We start from the raw sequence: 19,454 nt of genomic DNA, 5'->3' as shown, positions 1-19,454 counted from the left end.
GCTCGCTCAGTGTTGCAACTTGCTGTTCTGCACCGCAATAGCACTCATTGCACTGTCCGCTTGCGGGGGCATCTGCAGGTAAAAACCCCGTTGTGCGATTTCATCCAATACCTTGCCAGCATCGGCGCGGGCCAGCGGCTTTTCCGCTGTGAGCAATAGTGTCATCACATGCCGAGGCTGTCCAAACAGCGCGAGCAATTGATCCGGCACCCGGGACATACCATCACGCTTGGCGACGTAAAGATACATTTCACTCTCACAGGCACTGCGGTAGATGTCACAAATCATCGTCACTGCGCCCCTTCACTGCGCAACTTTTCCAGCAGTTGTAACAGCCGCTCACCAATCACCTCCGCGCGCCAGCCACGCAAGCGCCCCTCCAGTTTTGGCTGCGGGGCCTGCACCAGATGTTCCAGTTCTTTGCGCCGCACCAGTATCTCCGCCGGCAGACCACACTGGTCAGCCACTAGCACCACCATTTGTCGCAGGTGTTTGAGGTCTTCCCCCTCAAGCCGATTCAGCGGCTGCGGCAGGCTGGGTGGCGCATCTGCACTCTTGGATGCCCTTGTAACAATCTGCAACAGCTGATCGCCGTATTCCCGCAGGGCCCGGCCCTCGATCCCGGCCTGGACCAGTGCAGCCCTGTCCCGCGGCAAGCCCTGCGCGACGGCGATACAGACACTTTCCTTCAACAGGTGATTGCGCGGCAGATCCCGCCGGCGCGCCTCCCTTTCCCGCCAGGCACAAATCTCCTGTAGCACTGCCAGATTCCCACCGCGCAGGCGCCAGGCACCTTTAACCTTCCGATAATAAGATTCGGGGGCGGTGGGGCTCTTAGCCGCGGTCACCAGTGCCGCACAATCCTCCTGCAGCCACTGGAGGCGGTCCTTTGCACAAAGGCGCTGCAGCAGTACCTCATAAACCGCCGGCAACCAGGCCACATCCAGAGCGGCATAATTTTTTTGCGCTTCACTCAGCGGCCGCCGCAGCCAGTCGGACCGGGTCTCACTCTTGGGCAATTCAATACCGAGGGTTGCTTTGACCGTGGCAGCGTAACCCAGCCCGGCCTCCATGCCGGCAATGGCTGCGGCAATCTGGGTATCGAAAATCGGCGCCGGCACTGTGTCCAGCAGCCGCTGCAAGGTCTCGAAATCCTCGCTGCAGCTGTGCATGATTTTGGTCACGCCAGTATCCTGCAACAGATCCCGCAGCGGCTGCAAATCATCCACGGCCAGATTGTCGATCAGATAACTGCGCTCACCATCGCCCACCTGTACCAGGGCAGGCTGCGGGAAAAAAGTGCGGCTGCGCATAAACTCTGTGTCCAGCGCCACCACTGCCCGCCCGCGCCAACGCCGGCAAAGCTCCGCCAGCTCGGGTCCACTCTCAACCCAGATGGGCCTGGTATCCACTTTCGACATCCGACCCTCAGCTGCCAAAAAATTCAGTGCGGCTACTGAAGGCGTGGGCGAGGGTACCGCCGTCGATATACTCCAGTTCTCCACCTAGGGGAACACCGTGAGCAATGCGACTTACCGCCACACCACTGGCCCTGGCGCGGTCGGCAATTAACTGCGCAGTCGCCTCACCCTCCACCGTTGGGTTGGTGGCGACAATCAGTTCCTGCAGCGGCTCTTCATCCAAACGCCGCTGCAGCAGATCGATACCGAGATCCCCGGGGCCGACACCGTCGATGGGAGACAGGTGGCCATGCAACACAAAGTAGCGCCCGTGATAGTTGCCCGCCTGTTCGATAGCGAATACATCGGCTGGGGTCTCAACGACACAGAGGAATTTCCCATCGCGCCGACTGCTGTCACAAAGCGCGCAGATTTCCCGCTCAGTGAGCGTGCGGCAACGGCTGCAACGGCCGACTTTCTGTACCGCCTGTTCAAGGGCGCGCACCAGTGTATCGGCCGCGTGCCGGTCTTTATCCAGCAGGTGCATCGCCATGCGCTGCGCCGACTTGGGGCCGATACCGGGCAAGCAACGCAATGCGCGGATTAGGTCTTCAACCAGGGGACTAAACATAGAAACTATTTTTTGCCAGCAACAATCATCAAAACGGAAACTTGAAACCTTCGGGCAGGTTGATACCTGCGGCGAGACCACCCAATTGCTGTTGCTGCAGTTCCCGACTCTTTTCCTCCACGCGGCGCACGGCATCGTTGACCGCCGCCGCCAAGAGGTCCTCGAGCATTTCCTTGTCTTCGCCCATCAGGCCGGGATCGATCTCCACTGCTATGACGTCATGGCGGCCGTTCATGGTCACCTTGACCATACCGGCACCCGCCTCTCCCTGCAGGCGCAGCTCGTCGAGCTGCCGCTGCATCTGCTGCATTTTTTCCTGCATGTCGGCCTGCATTTGCTGGGCCTGTTGCATCAAATTGCCCAAACCTTTCATTCGCTTTGCTCACTTTCCAGTTCACTGAGATATTCCACCGAGTCGGGCAGCAGTTCCGCCCCCAGCTCGTCCCGCAACTCCCGCACCAAGGCGTCCCGGGACAGCGCATCCCGCGCTGCCACCATCCTCGCTTCGCGGGTTGCCGCGGCTATACTCGCGGGGGTTCCGCCGTGCACCTGGCCAACCTGAATCTGGACGCTGACCGGTTGCTGGAAGAAGTCGCTCAACACATCCGCGAGGCGGCGCTGGTGCACCTCGTCGTAAAGGCTGCTGTAGGACTCATCCAGGGTAAAGGCAATTATATTGTCCCGGCGCCCCACCAGCTCGAGATGAAATGCAATCGAGTGCAGTATGCCGGCAATACCCAGCTGGCCGTACAGCGCGGGCCAACTGCCGGGGGTGAGGGCCTCCAGGCGCGCGCGCGCAGCCTTGTTGCCCGGCATTTGCGGTGTCGCGGGCTGTTGCGTGGAAGTGGCCGGAGCCGCCTGCACCGCGGCCACCTGAGCCCTGAGCTGTTCGCGATGCGCCGCGCGGGCATCGGCCGTAGCATCCACCAGCTCCGGTACCGGCGCAGGCACAGCGCCCTCGTCGGCCGCCGCCAGTGGCTCCCGCTGTGGCGGTTTTGTGACGGGCATATGAGGTCTGGACGCCTGTACCTCGCCGCCCTCTGAGGCAGTCGGAGAGGTCGGGCCTGTCTCCCCCTGTACCGCTTCTACACCGGCCGTCCCCCGGGAAACCTCGGCGGGGGTCTGAGCCTCAATCTCCGACTCCCCGGACGATGGCCGACCTTCCTCAGAGGAAGGCTTCACCTGCCCATCCGGCAGTCGGGCTGTGGGAATATCGGTCACACCCTGCGGGCGGAACGCCAACATGCGCAACAGGGCCATTTCAAAGCCACTGCGTGGATCCGGGGCCAGTGGCAGGTCCCGGCGTGCGAGCAATGCCATCTGATAATAGAGTTGTACGTTTTCCGGCGCCAACCGCGCTGCGTATTCCCCTAACCGTTCGCCGTCACCGAACGCATTGTCAGCGGACTCCGGCAATACCTGAGCCACGGCGATACGGTGCAGATTGTTCGCCAGTTCCGCCAGGGCGGCGCTGTAATCCGGCGCCTGCTGCGCCAGCTCCCCCACCGCCGCGAACAGCGAGGGGGCACTTTCGTCCGCCAGCGCCTGCAACAGCTTCCACACCAGGCCCGAATCGATGCTGCCCAGCATCGCGCCCACCTCCGCCGCGGCGATCTTGCCCCCGCCGAAAGCGATGGCCTGATCGGTGAGGCTCAAGGCATCGCGCATACTGCCGTTGGCGGCGCGCCCCAGAAGCCACAGGGCCGCTTCCTCGAAGGGCACCATTTCCTGCTCCAGCACAAAGCGCAGGTGTTCGACCACCCGCTCCGGGCTCATATTCTTCAGGTTGAACTGCAGACAGCGGGACAATACCGTAACCGGCAGTTTTTTCGGGTCGGTGGTAGCGAGCAGAAACTTAACGTGTGGCGGGGGCTCCTCCAGGGTTTTCAACAGCGCATTAAATGAGCTGTTGGAAAGCATGTGTACCTCGTCGATGAGATAGACTTTGTAGCGCCCCCTGGTCGGTGCATACTGGACGTTTTCCAGCAGTTCACGGGTGTCTTCCACCTTGGTACGCGACGCCGCATCCACTTCGATCAGATCGACAAACCGGCCGTCGGCGATCTCGGTACAGGCGGCGCACCGCCCGCAGGGTTCGGAGCTGACACCTGTCTCGCAATTGAGGCACTTGGCCAGGATCCGGGCGATGGTGGTCTTGCCCACCCCACGGGTACCGGCAAACAGATAGGCGTGATGCATGCGGCCTTTGTCCAGGGCATTGATCAGCGCCTGTAACACATGTTCCTGTCCCACCATCTCGCGAAACAACCGCGGCCGCCACTTGCGCGCCAGTACTTGATAGCTCATCCGCTCTCCAGCGCCCCAAGGCGCCCTGCCCTATAGATATTCCCAGCGCCTGCAGCGCTGTGGCCATTATAACGGTATCGAAACACTGGGACACAGCTGCGGGTAAACCCCGCGGATTCGTCGACAACCCCGTCGCTATGTTATAAATATGTGCCAACTCGCAGGCAACAGCCAAAAAAAGGCGCGAAGCAGGGGATCCCAGCCACTGATGAACAAAGCCCGGAAGACGCTACTGGAGCAGCTGTTTGCCGACCACGGCCAGGCGGTAGTGCGCTTCGTGACCCGGATTGTCCGCAACAGCGAAGATGCCGAAGACATTGCCCAGCACGCCTACCTGCGCCTGCAAAGACTCAGCAGTGAAAAGGAGTTGGACAACCCGCGCGCCTATCTCTACCAAATCGCCAACAATCTGGCTGTGGACCAGTTGCGGCGCGGCAAGCTGCATATGGAATATGTCAGCCAGCAGCTCCCGGCAGAGGGGGAGACTGTCGACGAAAGCCACGCGCACCACCAGTCCCCGGAGCGGGTGCTCGCCGCTCGCCAGCAGTTGCAATCCATTCACGACGCCATGGACAGCCTGCCGGTAAAATGCCGCCAGGCCTTTCTCCTGCACCGGGTGCGGGGTTTTTCCTACACCGAAATTGCCCAGGAGATGAACGTATCAGTCAGTAGTGTGGAGAAATATATTCTCCAGGCACTCAAAATATGCAGACGAAAAGTCGAGCCAGACAGGTAAGACGGAAGCTGGTTCCAGCTGAACCTCTGTGCAGAGGGGAAAGTCTTATTTTTGCGAGCCAGCGCACTAACCGGGTGCAAACTGATACCGAAATATGCGAAAACTCGATTGAGGGGTAACCGGATTCAGCCGTCTCATTCTCGAAAAGCGGCTATTTGCGCACAAAAATGAGGCGGCCGAAAACAGGAAGCACCAAGTATTGGTACAAATATACAGATTTATTGCGCTATATTGGATCCAAACAGAGATTCGAATAGATAGAGACGCCAGATTAGCATTTTCAACTTACAATGCGTCACAGTGGGGACTCCCCTGAACGCCGAGATAGTCAACCAATTCAGTTAGCAAGGTAATAAGGGTGAACACACAGGGCCAGCCAGCAGCGGTGAGCGAGGAGAGTCTCGATCAGGCTTGTACCTGGATCGCGCGCCTGCGCTCGGATACCGTCAGTCGGGCCGACCGCAAGGCGTTCGCCCGCTGGATGCAGACTGGGGAAAACCATCTGGCATTTGACCAGATGGCCGAACTCTGGGGTGATCTCGGAGTCCTGTCCCAAATGCCGGTGGAACAATTGTTCCCGGAGTCCATCACTTCGACATCCCGGCCACCGCGGGAGATGGCCGCACCCTCGAGGCCAAACCCTGTACAAAGCCTGAACCCCACCCACTGGTTGATGGGAGGGGGCTTGGTGGCTGCCTGCCTGGTTGTCACACTGTGGGCCGGTGGCCTCTGGTTCGACGGCGGTGACCCGGAGAAACAGATCTATATCACCCGACTCGGGGAGACAAAGACAGTCACCCTGGCCGATGGCTCACAGGTCCAGCTGAACACCAATTCCGAACTTCACGTAGCCTTCAGCCGCGCAGAACGACACACTGAACTGCTGCGTGGCGAAGCCTTTTTCGACGTGGTGCGGCAGACATCCCGCCCCTTCACTGTTGCGGCGGGTCGGGCCAATATCCGTGTACTGGGTACAGAATTCAATGTGGAGCGCAATTTCAACAACGCCAGGGTTTCTGTCACCAGTGGTACCGTTGCGGTGACCGAGGCCCGCACTGCCAGTGGTCTGCAGCCGGAGTCCGTGAAGCTCCAGCGCAACCAGAAAGTGAGCGTTTCTACCCGCGGCCTGAGTGATGTAAGCCCGACTTCAGCAGACGAGGCGCTCGACTGGACCCGGGGCGTTCTGGTGTTTGACAACACGGCATTGAGTGACGCGCTGGATGAGCTGAACCGCTATCTATCAGTGCCCGCCGCGGCCGACCAAAGCATTCGGGACCGCGCCATTTCCGGAACCTTCGAACTCTCCAACCCGGACAACGCCCTCAAGGCCATCGCAGCAGCCCTGGATCTGCGGCTGGATCACAGCAACCCCCACCAGACTCTCTTGTCTCCCAAGCCTAACTGAGATATAAGTAAGATCCGGGCGTTTATTTAATAGACAATAGATCCTTTATCCTGCCCCAAATACCAGGCAACATACATTAAGAAGAAATATGTCAGGTGGGGGTGCTCCGGCAGGTGTTGCGAGCGAAACAGGCACAGAATTGACGAAACAACTTCGGGCACTACTCGTGTTGGCCAGCCTTGGCACGCTTCCCGAGGGCGCCATTGGCGCCTGCCCGGAAGCCGAAATCAAGCTGCCTGCGGGCAAATTGTCCAAGTCCCTTATCGAGCTTGGCCGCCGGTGCCAGGTCTCTGTCTTGGTCAGAGCTTCGGCGGCCAATGGCCACCGCATACCAGCGCAAACCCTGTCCACCGATGGTGGCGACTTCGAAGCGGTGCTGCGGCAGCTGCTGGCCAGCACACCCTTTAGTTACCAGTTTTCCGGCCCCACCGCCGTCGCCGTATTCCCGCGCCCCAGCGAGCCGCCGCAGGACAGGGAAGTGTCCCCGACCGTTGAGACCGAAGAGGTCACGGTGAGGGGAAGCCGCACCGGTACCCACCTGCGCCATCCCCATCTGGATGAGTATGCGCCGATTGACCTGCTTACCCGGGAGGAGCTGGAGCTCACCGGTGCACAGACCCTGGCCGAATTGCTCAAATTCCTGCCGGCCATATCGGGCAACTCCACCAGCACGGCGGTCAACCAAAACTACAATGGCACCGCCACTGCAATGCTGCGGGGACTGCCGGCCAGCAATACCCTGGTGCTGCTCAACGGGCGCCGCATTATCAGCAACGACTTTGACAGCGGGGGCCCGGACCTGAACAGTATCCCCCTGTCCATGGTGGACCGTATAGAGATTCTCAAGGATGTGGCCTCTGCGGTGTACGGCTCCGACGCCGTCGCGGGGGTGGTGAATATCATTCCACGCAACGATTTCGAAGGTTTGTCCGTCAATACATACTACGGCTCGGCGGAGGCGGGGGACCAGAAAACCAAATCCCACCATATTACCTGGGGAACAACCGGGGATCGCGGGCATGTGATGGTCAACCTGGCCCAGTACCGCCGGGGAGGGATACTGAGCCGGGACCGCAACCGTTCCGCCTCTGCCGACAGCCGCCTACTGGGCGGTGAAGACCGTCGCTCACCGGCTACTCCAAATGGCTTTATTGCCCTGGGCGACCTATTGATATTGACCGCCACCAACGACAACGGCTCCCACAACGACATCGACAACGACTCCCACAACGACATCATCGCCGACGGCCCCGACGACAGCAGTAGCAGTAACAGTAGCAACAGCTACCGCCCCTGGACCCAGGAAGATCTCTACGACTACCGCCAGGACACCACAGCACTGGTGCCCGCCGGGCAGAAGTCCGCCTATGTGGAAGCTAATCTAGACCTCAGTAACGGTACCCTGTTCTTTATCGATGCCATGGCCGTTCGCACCGAGTCCGAATTCGCGGCGGCGCCAACCCCGGTCTTCACCCGATTTGATAACGGAGACCTGACCCTGGCCGCCGATAACATCTACAATCCATTTGGCATTGATATCACCGATATCCGCAAGCGTGTGCTCGAACTGGGGCCGCGCGAGCAACAAAACCACACGGATAACTGGCGCCTTAATTCGGGCCTGAAAGGCGCCTGGGATGACTGGCAGTGGGATCTGGCGCTTTCACTCCACTATACGGGCACTTCCGAACGCATCACCAATCTGATCGATCCGAACCGCTTGGTACGCGGGCTCAAAGGCCCCGACATCTGTTCCGAGCAGAGCGGCTGTATCCCGGTCAACCTGGTAGGTCCGCCCGGCTCGATAGACCGGGCCCAGCTGGGCTACATCCGTGGCGAAAGCCGGACGGAAGGCTCCTCGCGCATGGGCGCTCTGACCTTTGTCGCCAACGGTGCCCTGGGAAGTTACAGCGCCGGCGATATCCCCGCAGCACTGGGGATCGAGGTCCGTCGCGAGGCGATTGATCTCGAGTCCAGTGATGCCTTGGGCCTGTCTTATATCGGTAGCAGCGCTTCCGGCTCCGCGTTGGGCCACCGGATAATCGGCGAGATTTTCACCGAAATATCCCTGCCGCTGTTATCCGAGCGCCTGTGGCTGGACACTGCGGTGCGCGTTTCTGATTACAGCGACTTCGGCAATACCACCAACCCGAAATTTGCCCTGCGCTGGCGGCCACATCCGTCGGTCATGATCCGCGCCAGTTACGCCAGCGGCTTCAGGGCACCCACGCTGCTGGACATGCACCAGCGCGGCTTCCAAAGCCAGGAATTCCTGTTCGACCCCTGTACCCGCACCGACAGCGGGCAGCTGCCCGGTTGTCGGGGCCGGGCCGACGCTACCCGTATTCAGTACCTGACTACCTTTGGTGGCAACAGAGAGCTGCAACCGGAAACCTCCGATAACCGCTCGCTGGGGTTGCATTGGGCTCCGCAATCCCTGCCCGGTTTCAGTGCCACCCTGGATATTTTTGACATTCGCCAAAACGACGTAATCGATACCAGCCCCCAGTACCTCATTGACCAGAACGCTTATAACGGCCTGTTTACCGACCGTGTGCTGCGGGACGAGGGCGGCGACATTATTGAGGTTCTGGCAACCCGGCTGAACATTGGTGCGCGGGAGGTGCGCGGCGCCGACCTGGCACTGCGCTACGGGTTTGAATCGGGAAACCTCGGTCAGCTTCGCTGGGCCCTGAACGCCGGCCGTATGCATCACTATTTGAACCAGGCGGTGCCGGGCGAGGCATTTGAGGACCTGGCCGGAACTTTCGCTGACAACTCCAGCGGCGGTGCCGGCTCCCTGCCTCACTGGAAAGCCAACACAGGCCTCTACTGGAAGAAGAACCGCTGGGAAGGCGGCTATACCATCCACTATGTAGGAGAACTGAGGGAATCCTTTACCCTTGAGGGCAGCGCAGTAACACGCGAGATCGACAGCTGGTTCAGTCACGACCTGCAACTTGCCTACTCTCTGCCCCAAAAAGGCTGGCGCTTCTCACTCGGCGTAGACAACCTTCTGGATGAGGAGCCGCCCTTTGCCGCCAAGGCGTTCAGCAACAACTTTGACAGCCGGACCTACGACCTCAGCGGGCGCTACTGGTACGGCACCATCTCCTTCACTCTATAGGCGCCAGCCCGATGGGCGCCGAAGACATCCCGCCACCTACAGCGCATACCCCACCGCTTTGCGACACAGAAAATCAAACTTAAGCGCCAAAGACGTGCCGCTTTCCGCATTTTACCCACCTTGTAGAAAAAATGTTCTAGTGTTTTAGCAAGCCTCTGTTGATAGTGGTTCGCAGTTGTCAGGGAAGGCTCAACCATATCCGGCGTTCGGAACCGGTATCAGGAGAGGTATACCATGGACAGATCCCGTTTATCCCGGGCAATCAAGGGCACTATTGCAGCCACAGCCGTTTCCACCAGCTTCATCACCACGTCATTTGCACAGGAAGTAGAAGAGGTGGTCGTTACTGGTACGCGCATCCAACGCCCAACCGACGCCACTAGCGCCACCCCTATCAGTGTCTTTGACGCCGCTGCACTTGAGGCTTCTGGCCAGACCACACTGGAGGATTTCCTGCAGGAAATACCCTCCATGACCGGCGGTCAATTAGGTGCCTCGGTAAACAATGGCAACCCCGGGCTCGCCACCGTATCCCTGCGGGGCCTGGGCTCGTCACGCACACTCATTCTTTTAAATGGGCGCCGCCTGAGCTCGTCCGGGTCAGCCACGGGCGTGGTGGACCTGAACACCATACCCACCACTGCCATTGAGCGGATAGAAGTACTGCGCGACGGCGCCTCCACCATTTACGGCTCTGACGCCATCGCCGGGGTGATCAACATTATCACCAAGCAGAATTTCGAGGGTGCAGAGGTATTTTTCGACGCCGGCACTGCGGAGAAGGGGGACGGCAATGAATATCTCGCAGCCTGGACTTTTGGCGCATCCTCCGACGATGGCCATGCGATGTTCAACGTCCAGTACACCAAGCGCGAGGATATTTTCCAGGGCGACCGCCGCTTTTCCAACTGTCCAATATTTGAATCCCGAGGGGCCGTATTCTGCGGCGGCAGTGGTACCACCACACCCGCACAGTTTTTCTCCGACAGCTTTGATGGCTTCATCCTGGACCCAAATACCGGGCAGTTGCGCCCCTTCAACCCGGTCACAGACGCGTTCAACTTCGCCGAAGTGAGCTATCTTGTTACCCCACAAGAAGTGGTCACCTTTTACGGTTATGGCGAGCAGGAGCTATGGGACTGGAAGGATTTCAGCACCTTCGGCACCTTTGGCGAGATACTCTTTGCCAACCGCCAGTCAGATCAGCTGTTAGCGGCGGAGGGGACCTTCTTCACGCCCGTCGCACCTGCCGACAACCCCGGCAACCCCACCGGAGAGGATGCCACCATCTTCCGACGCCTCTCGGAGACCGGCGGCCGCTTCTTTACCCAGGACGTGAATACCTGGCGCGGCGTAGTGGGTTTCGAGGGCGAATTCTGCAACGAATGGAGCTGGGACATCTCCTACAACTACTCCCGTTGGGTGGATGCCCAGATCGACCGCGGCCGCGCCAATCCCGGTCGCTTTGACCTGCTGCTGGATCCGGTCGCCTGTGCCGCCGACCCGGATTGTGCCGCAGCGGTTGCCGAGGCGGGGGTCACCGCCTGGGATCCTTTCCGGCCGGATACCTTTACCCAACCTTTGCAGGACTATGCCCTGGTGGTGAATTCCCCGGTGGAGAAATCGAGCCTGAACATCATACAGGCAAATCTGGTCGGTGACTTCGGCGGCTTTACCATGCGCAATGCCAACGAGCCCTTCCGCTGGGCTGCCGGCTATGAGCGGCGCCGCGAGACCACCGAGACCACCGTCGATGGTGCGGCGTCACTGGGGCAGATTTACTTCGTGTCAGGCGAGGACTGGAGTGGCGCCTATAAAGTGGACGAATTCTACGGCGAGGTTCGTCTGCCGTTGATTGAGGGATGTGAATGGGCCGATCTGCTGGCTGTAGAAGCCTCCTTCCGCTATTCGGATTATGACACCATCGGCGACGACACCACCTTTGCCGCAGTGATCGACTATGCACCCATCGAGCAACTGCGCTTTCGCGGCACCTACTCGGAGGGATTTCGCGCCCCGGGGCTGGATGATTTATTTCTGCCCCCCACCCAGTCCGCCGAGACTTACACCGACCCCTGTATCAACTGGGGCCTCAACGACGGAAATCCGATTTTACAAGCCAATTGCGAAGCCGACGGACTGCCTGAGGACTTCGAGCTGGGCAGCTCCCAGGCCACCGGCCTATTCGGCGGCAATGAAGACCTGGAGGAAGAGACTTCCGACAGCTGGACGGTGGGTATCGTATGGACCCCCACCTTTGTCGAGGACCTGAGCTTCACACTCGACTATTTCGATATCAGTATCGATGATGCCATTGGTACATTTAACACCAACACCATCGCCCGCACCTGCTATAACAGTCCAAACTTCAGCTCCCCCTCCTGCGATCTGATTACCGGCGCCCAGGCCGTGGGAGTGAGACCGCTTCCCACCAGCCCCAGACGTGCCATCGACGGTACCATCGCCGGGCAACTGCTAAACGCCCAGAATATCGCCACCTTTGAAACCTCCGGCGTGGATCTGGGCATGGACTACAGTACGGATCTGGGTCCCGGGGTATTTACCTTCAGTGGTTCCGCCACCTGGCTGGATGAGTGGAAATTCCAGGCCAGCGAGTTCGAACCCACAGTGGACCTGGCCGGACACTTTGGCGTCGATCCGGTGACCACCCGCATCGCCGCATTTCCGGACTGGAAGCTGTGGACCAGTTTCGATTATGAGTACGACTGCTGGGCCGCCACCGCTATTGTGCGTATGGAAGGCAAGGTTGACGATATTGCCCCCGGGGTATTCGACCTCTCCACCCATGTGGACAACACCTGGTACACAGACCTCAACTTCCGCTACTTCCGCTGGGAGGGCATCACCCTGTCCGGTGGTATCCGCAACGCCTTCAACCAGCAGCCGCCGTATGTCACCAACTACGACGACATGAACACCCTGCCGCTCAACTATGACACAGTGGGTCGCTACTTCTACGGCAGAGTACAGTTCGAGTTTTAGCCCTCTCGCACTGCTCCCCAATCCGGGGAGCAGTCGCCTCCCCACACCAGATACTGCGGTGGCCTTACTATTAGTAACCTCTGAAGTCAGTAACTCTCAATGGGTCACAAAGAACACATTATTTGAGTTAGCTTAGACCCCGTACCTCACCGCTGAAGCGAATGTCCCAAAGCATGTTCTGGCTACTGTATACTCTAAAATCATCGACTTATAGCAAAATATCGCTCTTAAGCTCACCAATTGCAGCAAAAAAATCCGCGCTGATGATACCTTTAGCCATGCCACTACCCACAGTACAACCATAGAGAGCGCTTTTCTTGGTTTCCCAGCTGTTTGCGCAACCTCTTCTTCAGTAACAAGCTTGGTTACCGACAAGACTGCCGAAACGAATCAGTTTCAATGACGAGCTTTGCTCGTAGGGCCTTATGGGTAAACTTTCTGTTAAAAGGCACGGCGCGTGACCTATGCCAAGGGAGATACTCTGACTACCCACACAGCTGATACACCGACTGGAATTTGTATCACCCCCACTGAGAAGAGTCGACCGACCAACACCTTGTGTCTAAGCTCTTATGACCGACAAACTGCATGAATCTTCGTAACCCACACTACCTTTTACCTCCCATCCCAAGTACTGCTCTTAAGGGGCAACTGCTCGCTTTTCAACCAGTCATCAAATACCAAAACTGCCTCAACCGGCATTTAGGAATAATGTCCAGATTTCTTTGAGGGGTTTTCCCCGCCATCCGTCCTTAATTGTGTTGGGAGGGAAGTGGCCACTTGGGGGTAGCCGCTTCCGATCACCGCCATTCGTGGCAACACACTATAAATCCAACGATTAAGAGAGGATTTACAATGAAAAAGAACCTCCTGTCCGCAGCCGTGAAGGGCGCTCTGGGCCTTTCCGCAGCTGCGATCATGGTTCCCGCTATGCCCGCTTTTGCGCAGGAAGACGCACAATTGGTGGAAGAGGTCATAGTAACCGGTTCCCGTATTAAGCGTGCCGATCTTGAAAGCTCCAGCCCTGTAACCGTTCTGACTGCGGAAGAAATGCAGGCGACCGGCATCACTGACGTAGGCGACTTACTGCAGCGTCTGCCCGCCATGTCTGGCTCACCGATTGGCACCACTACAAACAACGGCGGCAACGGCTCCGTGCAGGTTGACCTGCGCGGTCTGGGGCCCATCCGCACACTGACCCTGGTGAACGGTAAGCGCACCGTGGACGGCGGCGATTACCAGACCATCCCCGCAGTAATGATCGAGCGCGTTGAAATCCTGAAGGATGGCGCTTCTGCAACTTACGGTGCCGACGCTGTTGCCGGCGTGGTAAACATCATCACCAAAAAGAACTTTAACGGCGTAAAACTGGAAATCCAGAATTCGGACTCCTTTGAAACCGATGCCGGCGCCCAGGACAGCGTCAGCTTTATCGCCGGCAAGTCTTTCGATGGCGGCAATGTCACCTTCGGTGCGGAATATGTGAAACAGGAGGAGATTTACCAGACCGATACTCCCTGGGACTTCTTCCAGAATTCTTACTTTATATACCCAGATGCAGCGGGCTTTGAACGCGAGGGCCCCACTGGAGGCTTTGCAATTGGCTCCTCCCGTATTCCCGAAGGCCGCCTGACTTCCGGCGAGTTGGTACAGCGTCTGAACGCGGACGGTGACCCGCTTTTCCTGGATTCCGAGGGTGCCACCACCACTACCAACACCGGTAATCCAGCGTTTAGAAATCGGATATGGATGAATCCGGGTAACGGCCTAACAGAATTCGACGGTCGCACCTACAACTATGCGCCTGTTAACTATATTCAGACACCCTACGAGCGTATAAACGTCTTCACCGAGGCGAACTTCGATATCACTGACAATGTTCAGTTCTACTCCGAGTTCCGTGCTAACCTGCGCAGCTCTTCCCAGGAGCTGGCGCCACAGCCCTACAATTCACCGACTGACCCAGGTTATAATGGCTCTTACATCCCGATCGACCCGCTCACAGGTGATCCGTTGCGTGAGGTCAATGTCGGCACTGCGGCTGAACCCGACTATGTGTACACTGACGACCAAGCCCTTGGCAGGGTCGTTAACCCCATCTCCTTCTCCGGTATCTCCGTAGACAACTTCTACAACACCCTTGGCCACCCGGTGACTGACGCTCGCCGCCGTATTGTTGAGACCTCGCGCCGTTTCGAACAGGAAGTACTCCAGTTCCAGGCAGTTGCCGGCCTCACAGGAAGTTTCGCAGAGTGGGACTGGGAAGTTTCCTACAATAAGGGCTTCCGCGAACGCACCGACCAGGACTTTGGCCAGTTTTTCGGCCCCAACCTGCGCAATGCACTGGGCCCGTCTGCCGACCTCGACGGCGACGGAACTCCGGAATGTTATACAGATGTTAGCGACTCCAGCACACTGATCCCAGGCTGTGTCCCCCTTGACCTGTTCAGTGGTGCCGGTGGTATTACAGACGAAATGCTCTCCTATGTGGGCATCGTTGCGGTGGATGCCTTTACAACCGATCAGGATCAGTTTAACGCCTCCATTGCCGGCGAGCTGTTCCAGTTGCCGGCTGGTCCACTGGGCGCTGCATTCGGTTACGAGTATCGCCGCGAACATTTTGTCAGCGCACCGGATTCCAGCAAGGTACTGGGTGAAATTACCGGCAACACCGGCGCTGGCACCGAAGGCGGCTATACCACCAACTCTCTGTTCGCCGAATTCCTGGCGCCGCTGTATGACAACGGCACTCAGAGCATAGATGTATCACTAGGCCTGCGCTGGGATGACTACAGCACTTTTGGCAACGATACGGTTTACCAACTGGGGCTGGAAGCACAAATTGCCGATGGCCTGAGGTTCCGTGCCACCCAGGGTCAAGTTTTCCGCGCCCCAAGCATTAGTGAACTGTTTGCCGGCCAGGTGGATGCATTCCCACAGTACAGTGACCCCTGTGGGCCCAACGATTTTTCCAGCTCTCCCTTCTGTGACCGTGTTGCTCCACAACAGCTCGACACTCAGGTGTTAGCCCGCCAGGGTGGTAACCCGGACCTCGAGGCTGAGACTGGTGACACTTTCACTGCTGGTTTCGTAATCACTCCGGAACTGCCGTTCGGTGATCTATCTATCACTCTAGACTACTGGCAGACAGAGATGGATAACCTGATCTCCTCTTTGGGTGTTCAGTTCATTCTGGATGACTGCTACCAATCCGGCAACGCCAGCGCCTGTGATCTGGTAACCCGCCGTGCGGACTACAGTGTTGCACAGATTCTGGATGCCTCCCTCAACGTCGCCTCACTAACTGCCAAAGGTGTCGATGTCGAAGCCCGCTATGGCTTTGACACTGACTTCGGTCGTTTTGAGACCTCGCTGTTGTGGGTGCGCCAGCTGGAAAACAGCCGCGTCGCCTTTCCTGGCGACGAAGTTGAAGAGCAGGTTGGTACCATGTCTGAAAACGGTGATGTCTACGCCGAGGATAAAGCCAACTACTCCATCAACTGGTACTGGAATGACTTCAGTGTCTCCTATCTGGGAGAGTACATCGGTGAAATCGAAGCCCCTGCCAGCTTTATCGACTACACTCAGCAGATTGATGCTCAGCTCTACCACGACTTGGCAGCAGCTTACACCTTCCCAACTAACACTCGCGTGTCTCTGGGTGTAACCAACCTGACCAATGAAGAGCCTCCGTACATCGACTTCGGCTTCAATGCAAGTACCGACCCGTCGACTTACCGCCTCTTTGGCCGCTCCTACTACTTGCGTGTTTCTCAGGAATTCTAATTCCGGGAATCATACAAGCTGGTAACATCCTATAAGGATAGGAAACCCACACTCCGGTGTGGGTTTTTTTGTTGGTCAATCAAAATTTGTGCAGTAAACTGACCACATGAACAAAAGTAAACTCCATGAGTCAGCGGAACAGCAGCGAAGAAATGCCTGGGATACCTATTGGGAGGGAACCAAGCAGGCATCAACTTATAAGGGAGGTGAAACTGAAAGTCATATTCTCATGCAAAAATGGAATGTGATCTTCACCAGCATAGCTAATCAGCATACACATATGCTCGACATAGCCTCCGGCTACGGAATCCTGGCATCCCTTGCCTACAAATCTTTAGAGCCCCGAAACACCTCCATTACCTGCGTTGATATCTCTAAATCCGCGTTAGAAGCTATTGAAAAGAAAGTACCGCACGTTAATACAAAAGTTTGTGATGCCGCGCAACTTCCCTTTGATGACGCCTCTTTCACGCTCATCACCAGTCAGTTTGGCATAGAATATGCCGGGTTGAATGCATTTCGCGAGGCTGGACGAGTGCTCCAACCCGGCGGTTTGATAGCGTTTGTTTCCCATTTGACAGATGGAGGGATTCACAAAGAGTGCAACGCCAACCGCGCCGCTGTTGAGGATTTTATCGGAACGGATTTTCTAAATTTGACTCATAATCTGCTTGAAACAAAAATGACTCCTGGTTTCAGCCAGTTGGACATAAAAACTAGAATGGAATGTCTAAAACCAGCGATAGAAGCGACCGTGGATATAGTCAAAAAATACGGACGAAACGTTGCCGGAGGATCTATCGATAAAGTATTTATGGATGCCGCAAAGATTTCCAGGTCAAGTGAAAATTTTGACAAAGCCGAAGTTCTCAGCTGGCTTAGAAAGATGGAGAGTGAATTAATAGCCTATTCGGAAAGGATGCGCTCTATGTGTGAAGCATCCCTCGACCAGACAGACATTCAACATATCAAAAACATCCTCTTGGAAAATAACATACATGTAAATACAGTAGAAAAACTGCCATTTGTGGAAGGCGGAGAAAACTGCGCATGGCTGATCACCGCGCAGCGAGGTAGCACCGGATGAAAGCCTTCAGTCAGAGGATAAAACATCTGGCAAGCATAAATAGTTGGCCAGAAATTCTACAAACATACCAAAACAGTGGAGTAATCCCAGGGCAAGATCCTGAGTCAGATTTTTATTTAGGTCTTGCAAACTTGTTCCTTGGCAATATCGACACCGCAGAGAATCTATTTCAGAAGACAACTCAACACGATGCTAATCGTTACGATGCCACCTTGTTTTTAGCCAGGTGCAAGTTAGAACAGCGTAGAAATGATTTGGCTTTCGCATTTGCAAAAGGCTGCTCGGTGCCAGTGGAAGACCCATATTTTCTGGACATGGCTGGGACAGTATTCAGCCATGTTGGCCGACCGGATATAGCTCTCCCATACCTGGAAAAAGCTTCAACAATCGACTCTTCTTCGACCTCCGTACTTAGCAATTTCGCTATTTGCAACCTGCATTTGGGCAATATCGATACCGCTAGGACACTCTTTTCCAAAATTATCACACAGGAGCCTCATAATCAGAGGTGCCACTGGCAACTATCCAAGATAACCACGGCAACGGATTACTCCCACATTAAAAACATGAAGGGAATTATCCAAAAGCGTAAGCTCAAACCAGAGCATTGCGTTTTTTACAATTACGCAATAGGGAAGGAATTTGAAGACCTTAAAGAATGGGACTTGGCGTTTAAGCATTATGACCTGGCCGCCTCAACCGTCAACAAGCATTTAAACTACGATGTAGCGCTCGACGAAAAACTAGTAGATGAGCTCATAACAGCAAACTATCAGTCAAATACTGTCGGACGCCAAACACAACTCCAAGAAAGCGGGCAAGACAATGAGGGCTGTATATTCATTACAGGGCTCCCGCGTTCTGGAACTTCACTAGTTGACCAAATCCTATCCTCTCACTCCGAAATATCCAGTGCAGGGGAATTGCAGACTATAGAAAACTGCATCCAGGAATCGCGCCTGACCAGGCAACTTTCAGGGCGTGATATTATTGAATATTCAGAAGAATCTGTCTCTAATTTAGCTGGTATTTACAAAGATCGAACCAGGTATTTACGAACCGATAAACGCTGGATGATAGACAAGCTCCCTCATAATTACCTCTATCTCGGAATTATTGCCAAGTCCTTTCCAGAAGCAAAGATTGTACACGTCAATCGTGAAGCAAAAGACAGCTGTTTTGCAATGTTCAAACAACTTTTCGCATCCAAGTATATGTTTTCTTATTCACAGAAAAGCCTTGCCAGGTATTACATTGCCTACTCAAAGCTCATGGACTTCTGGCGCCAGGAATTAGGAAACCGCTTGATTGAAGTACATTATGAAAAGCTGGTGAGCGAACCAGAACAAGAAATCAAAAAGCTATTCAAAAAACTTGTGTTGCCATTTGAAACCGCTTGCCTGACACCACATAAAACTAAACGGGCAGTTATGACTGCAAGCTCACGTCAGGTCAGGCAACCTATCCACCAGTCATCCATTCGAAAACATCAAAACTTCAAACAGCATCTAACTATTTTGTATCAGACCCTTAATAACGAAAAAGCTTAACGCCTACGGCCATGCTTGTGTGTTTTTCTCACATAGGAGATCAAATGGCTCTATCAATTCTAGTGTAGTTTAGACATTAAGGCGCTCGCCTGCAGATTGCAATCTTCAAAGTAGACACTCCATAGATTTAAAGTTTGTAGAAAAGCTTTCCGATTCCCAACTCAATGTACCATAACTCCGCCTAAAACTGAGCCGGGTAGCGTTAAACTCTTGGGATTGGAAATCACCGACCTGCACGAAACCCTGTAAATCTACTTAAGCTCCCTTCACATCAACGACTCTAATCACTTCGGGCGCCGCCATTGAGTGGTTGTCGAGATGGGCCGGGATGTCCACCAGCTAAAACTGCGCAACCGACACGGTAAGATTATATCGTTGGGCGCCTCAGCTCGTATTTAATACAGTTTCGATCCCAATATCTC

At 56.0% G+C, this 19,454-nt stretch carries 12 protein-coding genes; 7 read left to right on the top strand and 5 right to left on the bottom strand.

Going from position 1 to position 19,454, the window contains the following annotated elements; all coding sequences use genetic code 11:
- Nucleotides 1-6 precede the first annotated feature (6 nt).
- From AB1S50_RS11060 to dnaX, 5 genes are read right to left on the bottom strand one after another with little or no spacing between them, the layout of a single operon-like run.
- Nucleotides 7-288: a YcgL domain-containing protein gene (locus AB1S50_RS11060; protein ID WP_367150765.1), complete on the bottom strand. Its 282-nt coding sequence runs from the start codon at nucleotides 286-288 to the stop codon at nucleotides 7-9.
- Nucleotides 289-290: 2 nt separating this feature from the next.
- A complete protein-coding gene (gene rnd, locus AB1S50_RS11055; protein ID WP_367150730.1) occupies nucleotides 291-1,421 on the bottom strand; it encodes a ribonuclease D in 1,131 nt (376 codons plus the stop codon).
- A gap of 7 nt (nucleotides 1,422-1,428) precedes the next feature.
- A complete protein-coding gene (gene recR, locus AB1S50_RS11050) occupies nucleotides 1,429-2,031 on the bottom strand; it encodes a recombination mediator RecR (RefSeq protein ID WP_367150728.1) in 603 nt (200 codons plus the stop codon).
- A gap of 28 nt (nucleotides 2,032-2,059) precedes the next feature.
- Complete coding sequence (locus AB1S50_RS11045; RefSeq protein ID WP_367150726.1) at nucleotides 2,060-2,404, bottom strand: YbaB/EbfC family nucleoid-associated protein; 345 nt, start codon at nucleotides 2,402-2,404, stop codon at nucleotides 2,060-2,062.
- Nucleotides 2,401-4,338, bottom strand: coding sequence for a DNA polymerase III subunit gamma/tau (dnaX, locus tag AB1S50_RS11040; protein WP_367150724.1), 1,938 nt, complete (start codon nucleotides 4,336-4,338; stop codon nucleotides 2,401-2,403). Before dnaX ends, AB1S50_RS11045 begins: the two co-directional genes overlap by 4 nt.
- 208 nt (nucleotides 4,339-4,546) lie before the next feature.
- On the opposite strand from dnaX, the gene AB1S50_RS11035 reads away from it, so the two are divergent.
- From AB1S50_RS11035 to AB1S50_RS11005, 7 genes are all read left to right on the top strand, one after another.
- Nucleotides 4,547-5,074, top strand: coding sequence for an RNA polymerase sigma factor (locus tag AB1S50_RS11035; protein ID WP_367150723.1), 528 nt, complete (start codon nucleotides 4,547-4,549; stop codon nucleotides 5,072-5,074).
- A 358-nt stretch (nucleotides 5,075-5,432) separates the two neighbouring features.
- Nucleotides 5,433-6,479: a FecR family protein gene (locus tag AB1S50_RS11030; RefSeq protein WP_367150722.1), complete on the top strand. Its 1,047-nt coding sequence runs from the start codon at nucleotides 5,433-5,435 to the stop codon at nucleotides 6,477-6,479.
- 139 nt (nucleotides 6,480-6,618) lie between these two features.
- Nucleotides 6,619-9,606 (top strand): TonB-dependent receptor, encoded by a 2,988-nt coding sequence (locus AB1S50_RS11025; protein ID WP_367150720.1) that lies wholly within the window; start codon nucleotides 6,619-6,621, stop codon nucleotides 9,604-9,606.
- A 234-nt stretch (nucleotides 9,607-9,840) separates the two neighbouring features.
- Nucleotides 9,841-12,609: a TonB-dependent receptor plug domain-containing protein gene (locus AB1S50_RS11020; RefSeq protein WP_367150719.1), complete on the top strand. Its 2,769-nt coding sequence runs from the start codon at nucleotides 9,841-9,843 to the stop codon at nucleotides 12,607-12,609.
- Between the two features lie 855 nt (nucleotides 12,610-13,464).
- Nucleotides 13,465-16,395 (top strand): TonB-dependent receptor domain-containing protein, encoded by a 2,931-nt coding sequence (locus AB1S50_RS11015; protein ID WP_367150717.1) that lies wholly within the window; start codon nucleotides 13,465-13,467, stop codon nucleotides 16,393-16,395.
- 106 nt (nucleotides 16,396-16,501) lie between these two features.
- Nucleotides 16,502-17,482 carry a class I SAM-dependent methyltransferase gene (locus tag AB1S50_RS11010; protein ID WP_367150715.1) on the top strand — a complete coding sequence of 327 codons (981 nt, stop codon included), beginning with the start codon at nucleotides 16,502-16,504 and terminating at the stop codon, nucleotides 17,480-17,482.
- Entirely contained in the window at nucleotides 17,479-19,032 is a 1,554-nt protein-coding gene (locus tag AB1S50_RS11005; protein WP_367150714.1) for a tetratricopeptide repeat-containing sulfotransferase family protein, read from the top strand. The genes AB1S50_RS11010 and AB1S50_RS11005 overlap by 4 nt, the downstream gene beginning before the upstream one ends.
- Nucleotides 19,033-19,454 lie beyond the last annotated feature (422 nt).

Origin of the sequence: Microbulbifer discodermiae (assembly GCF_040742695.1) — a bacterium.
Lineage (GTDB): Bacteria > Pseudomonadota > Gammaproteobacteria > Pseudomonadales > Cellvibrionaceae > Microbulbifer.
This window is presented reverse-complemented; position numbering and strand designations above follow the sequence as displayed.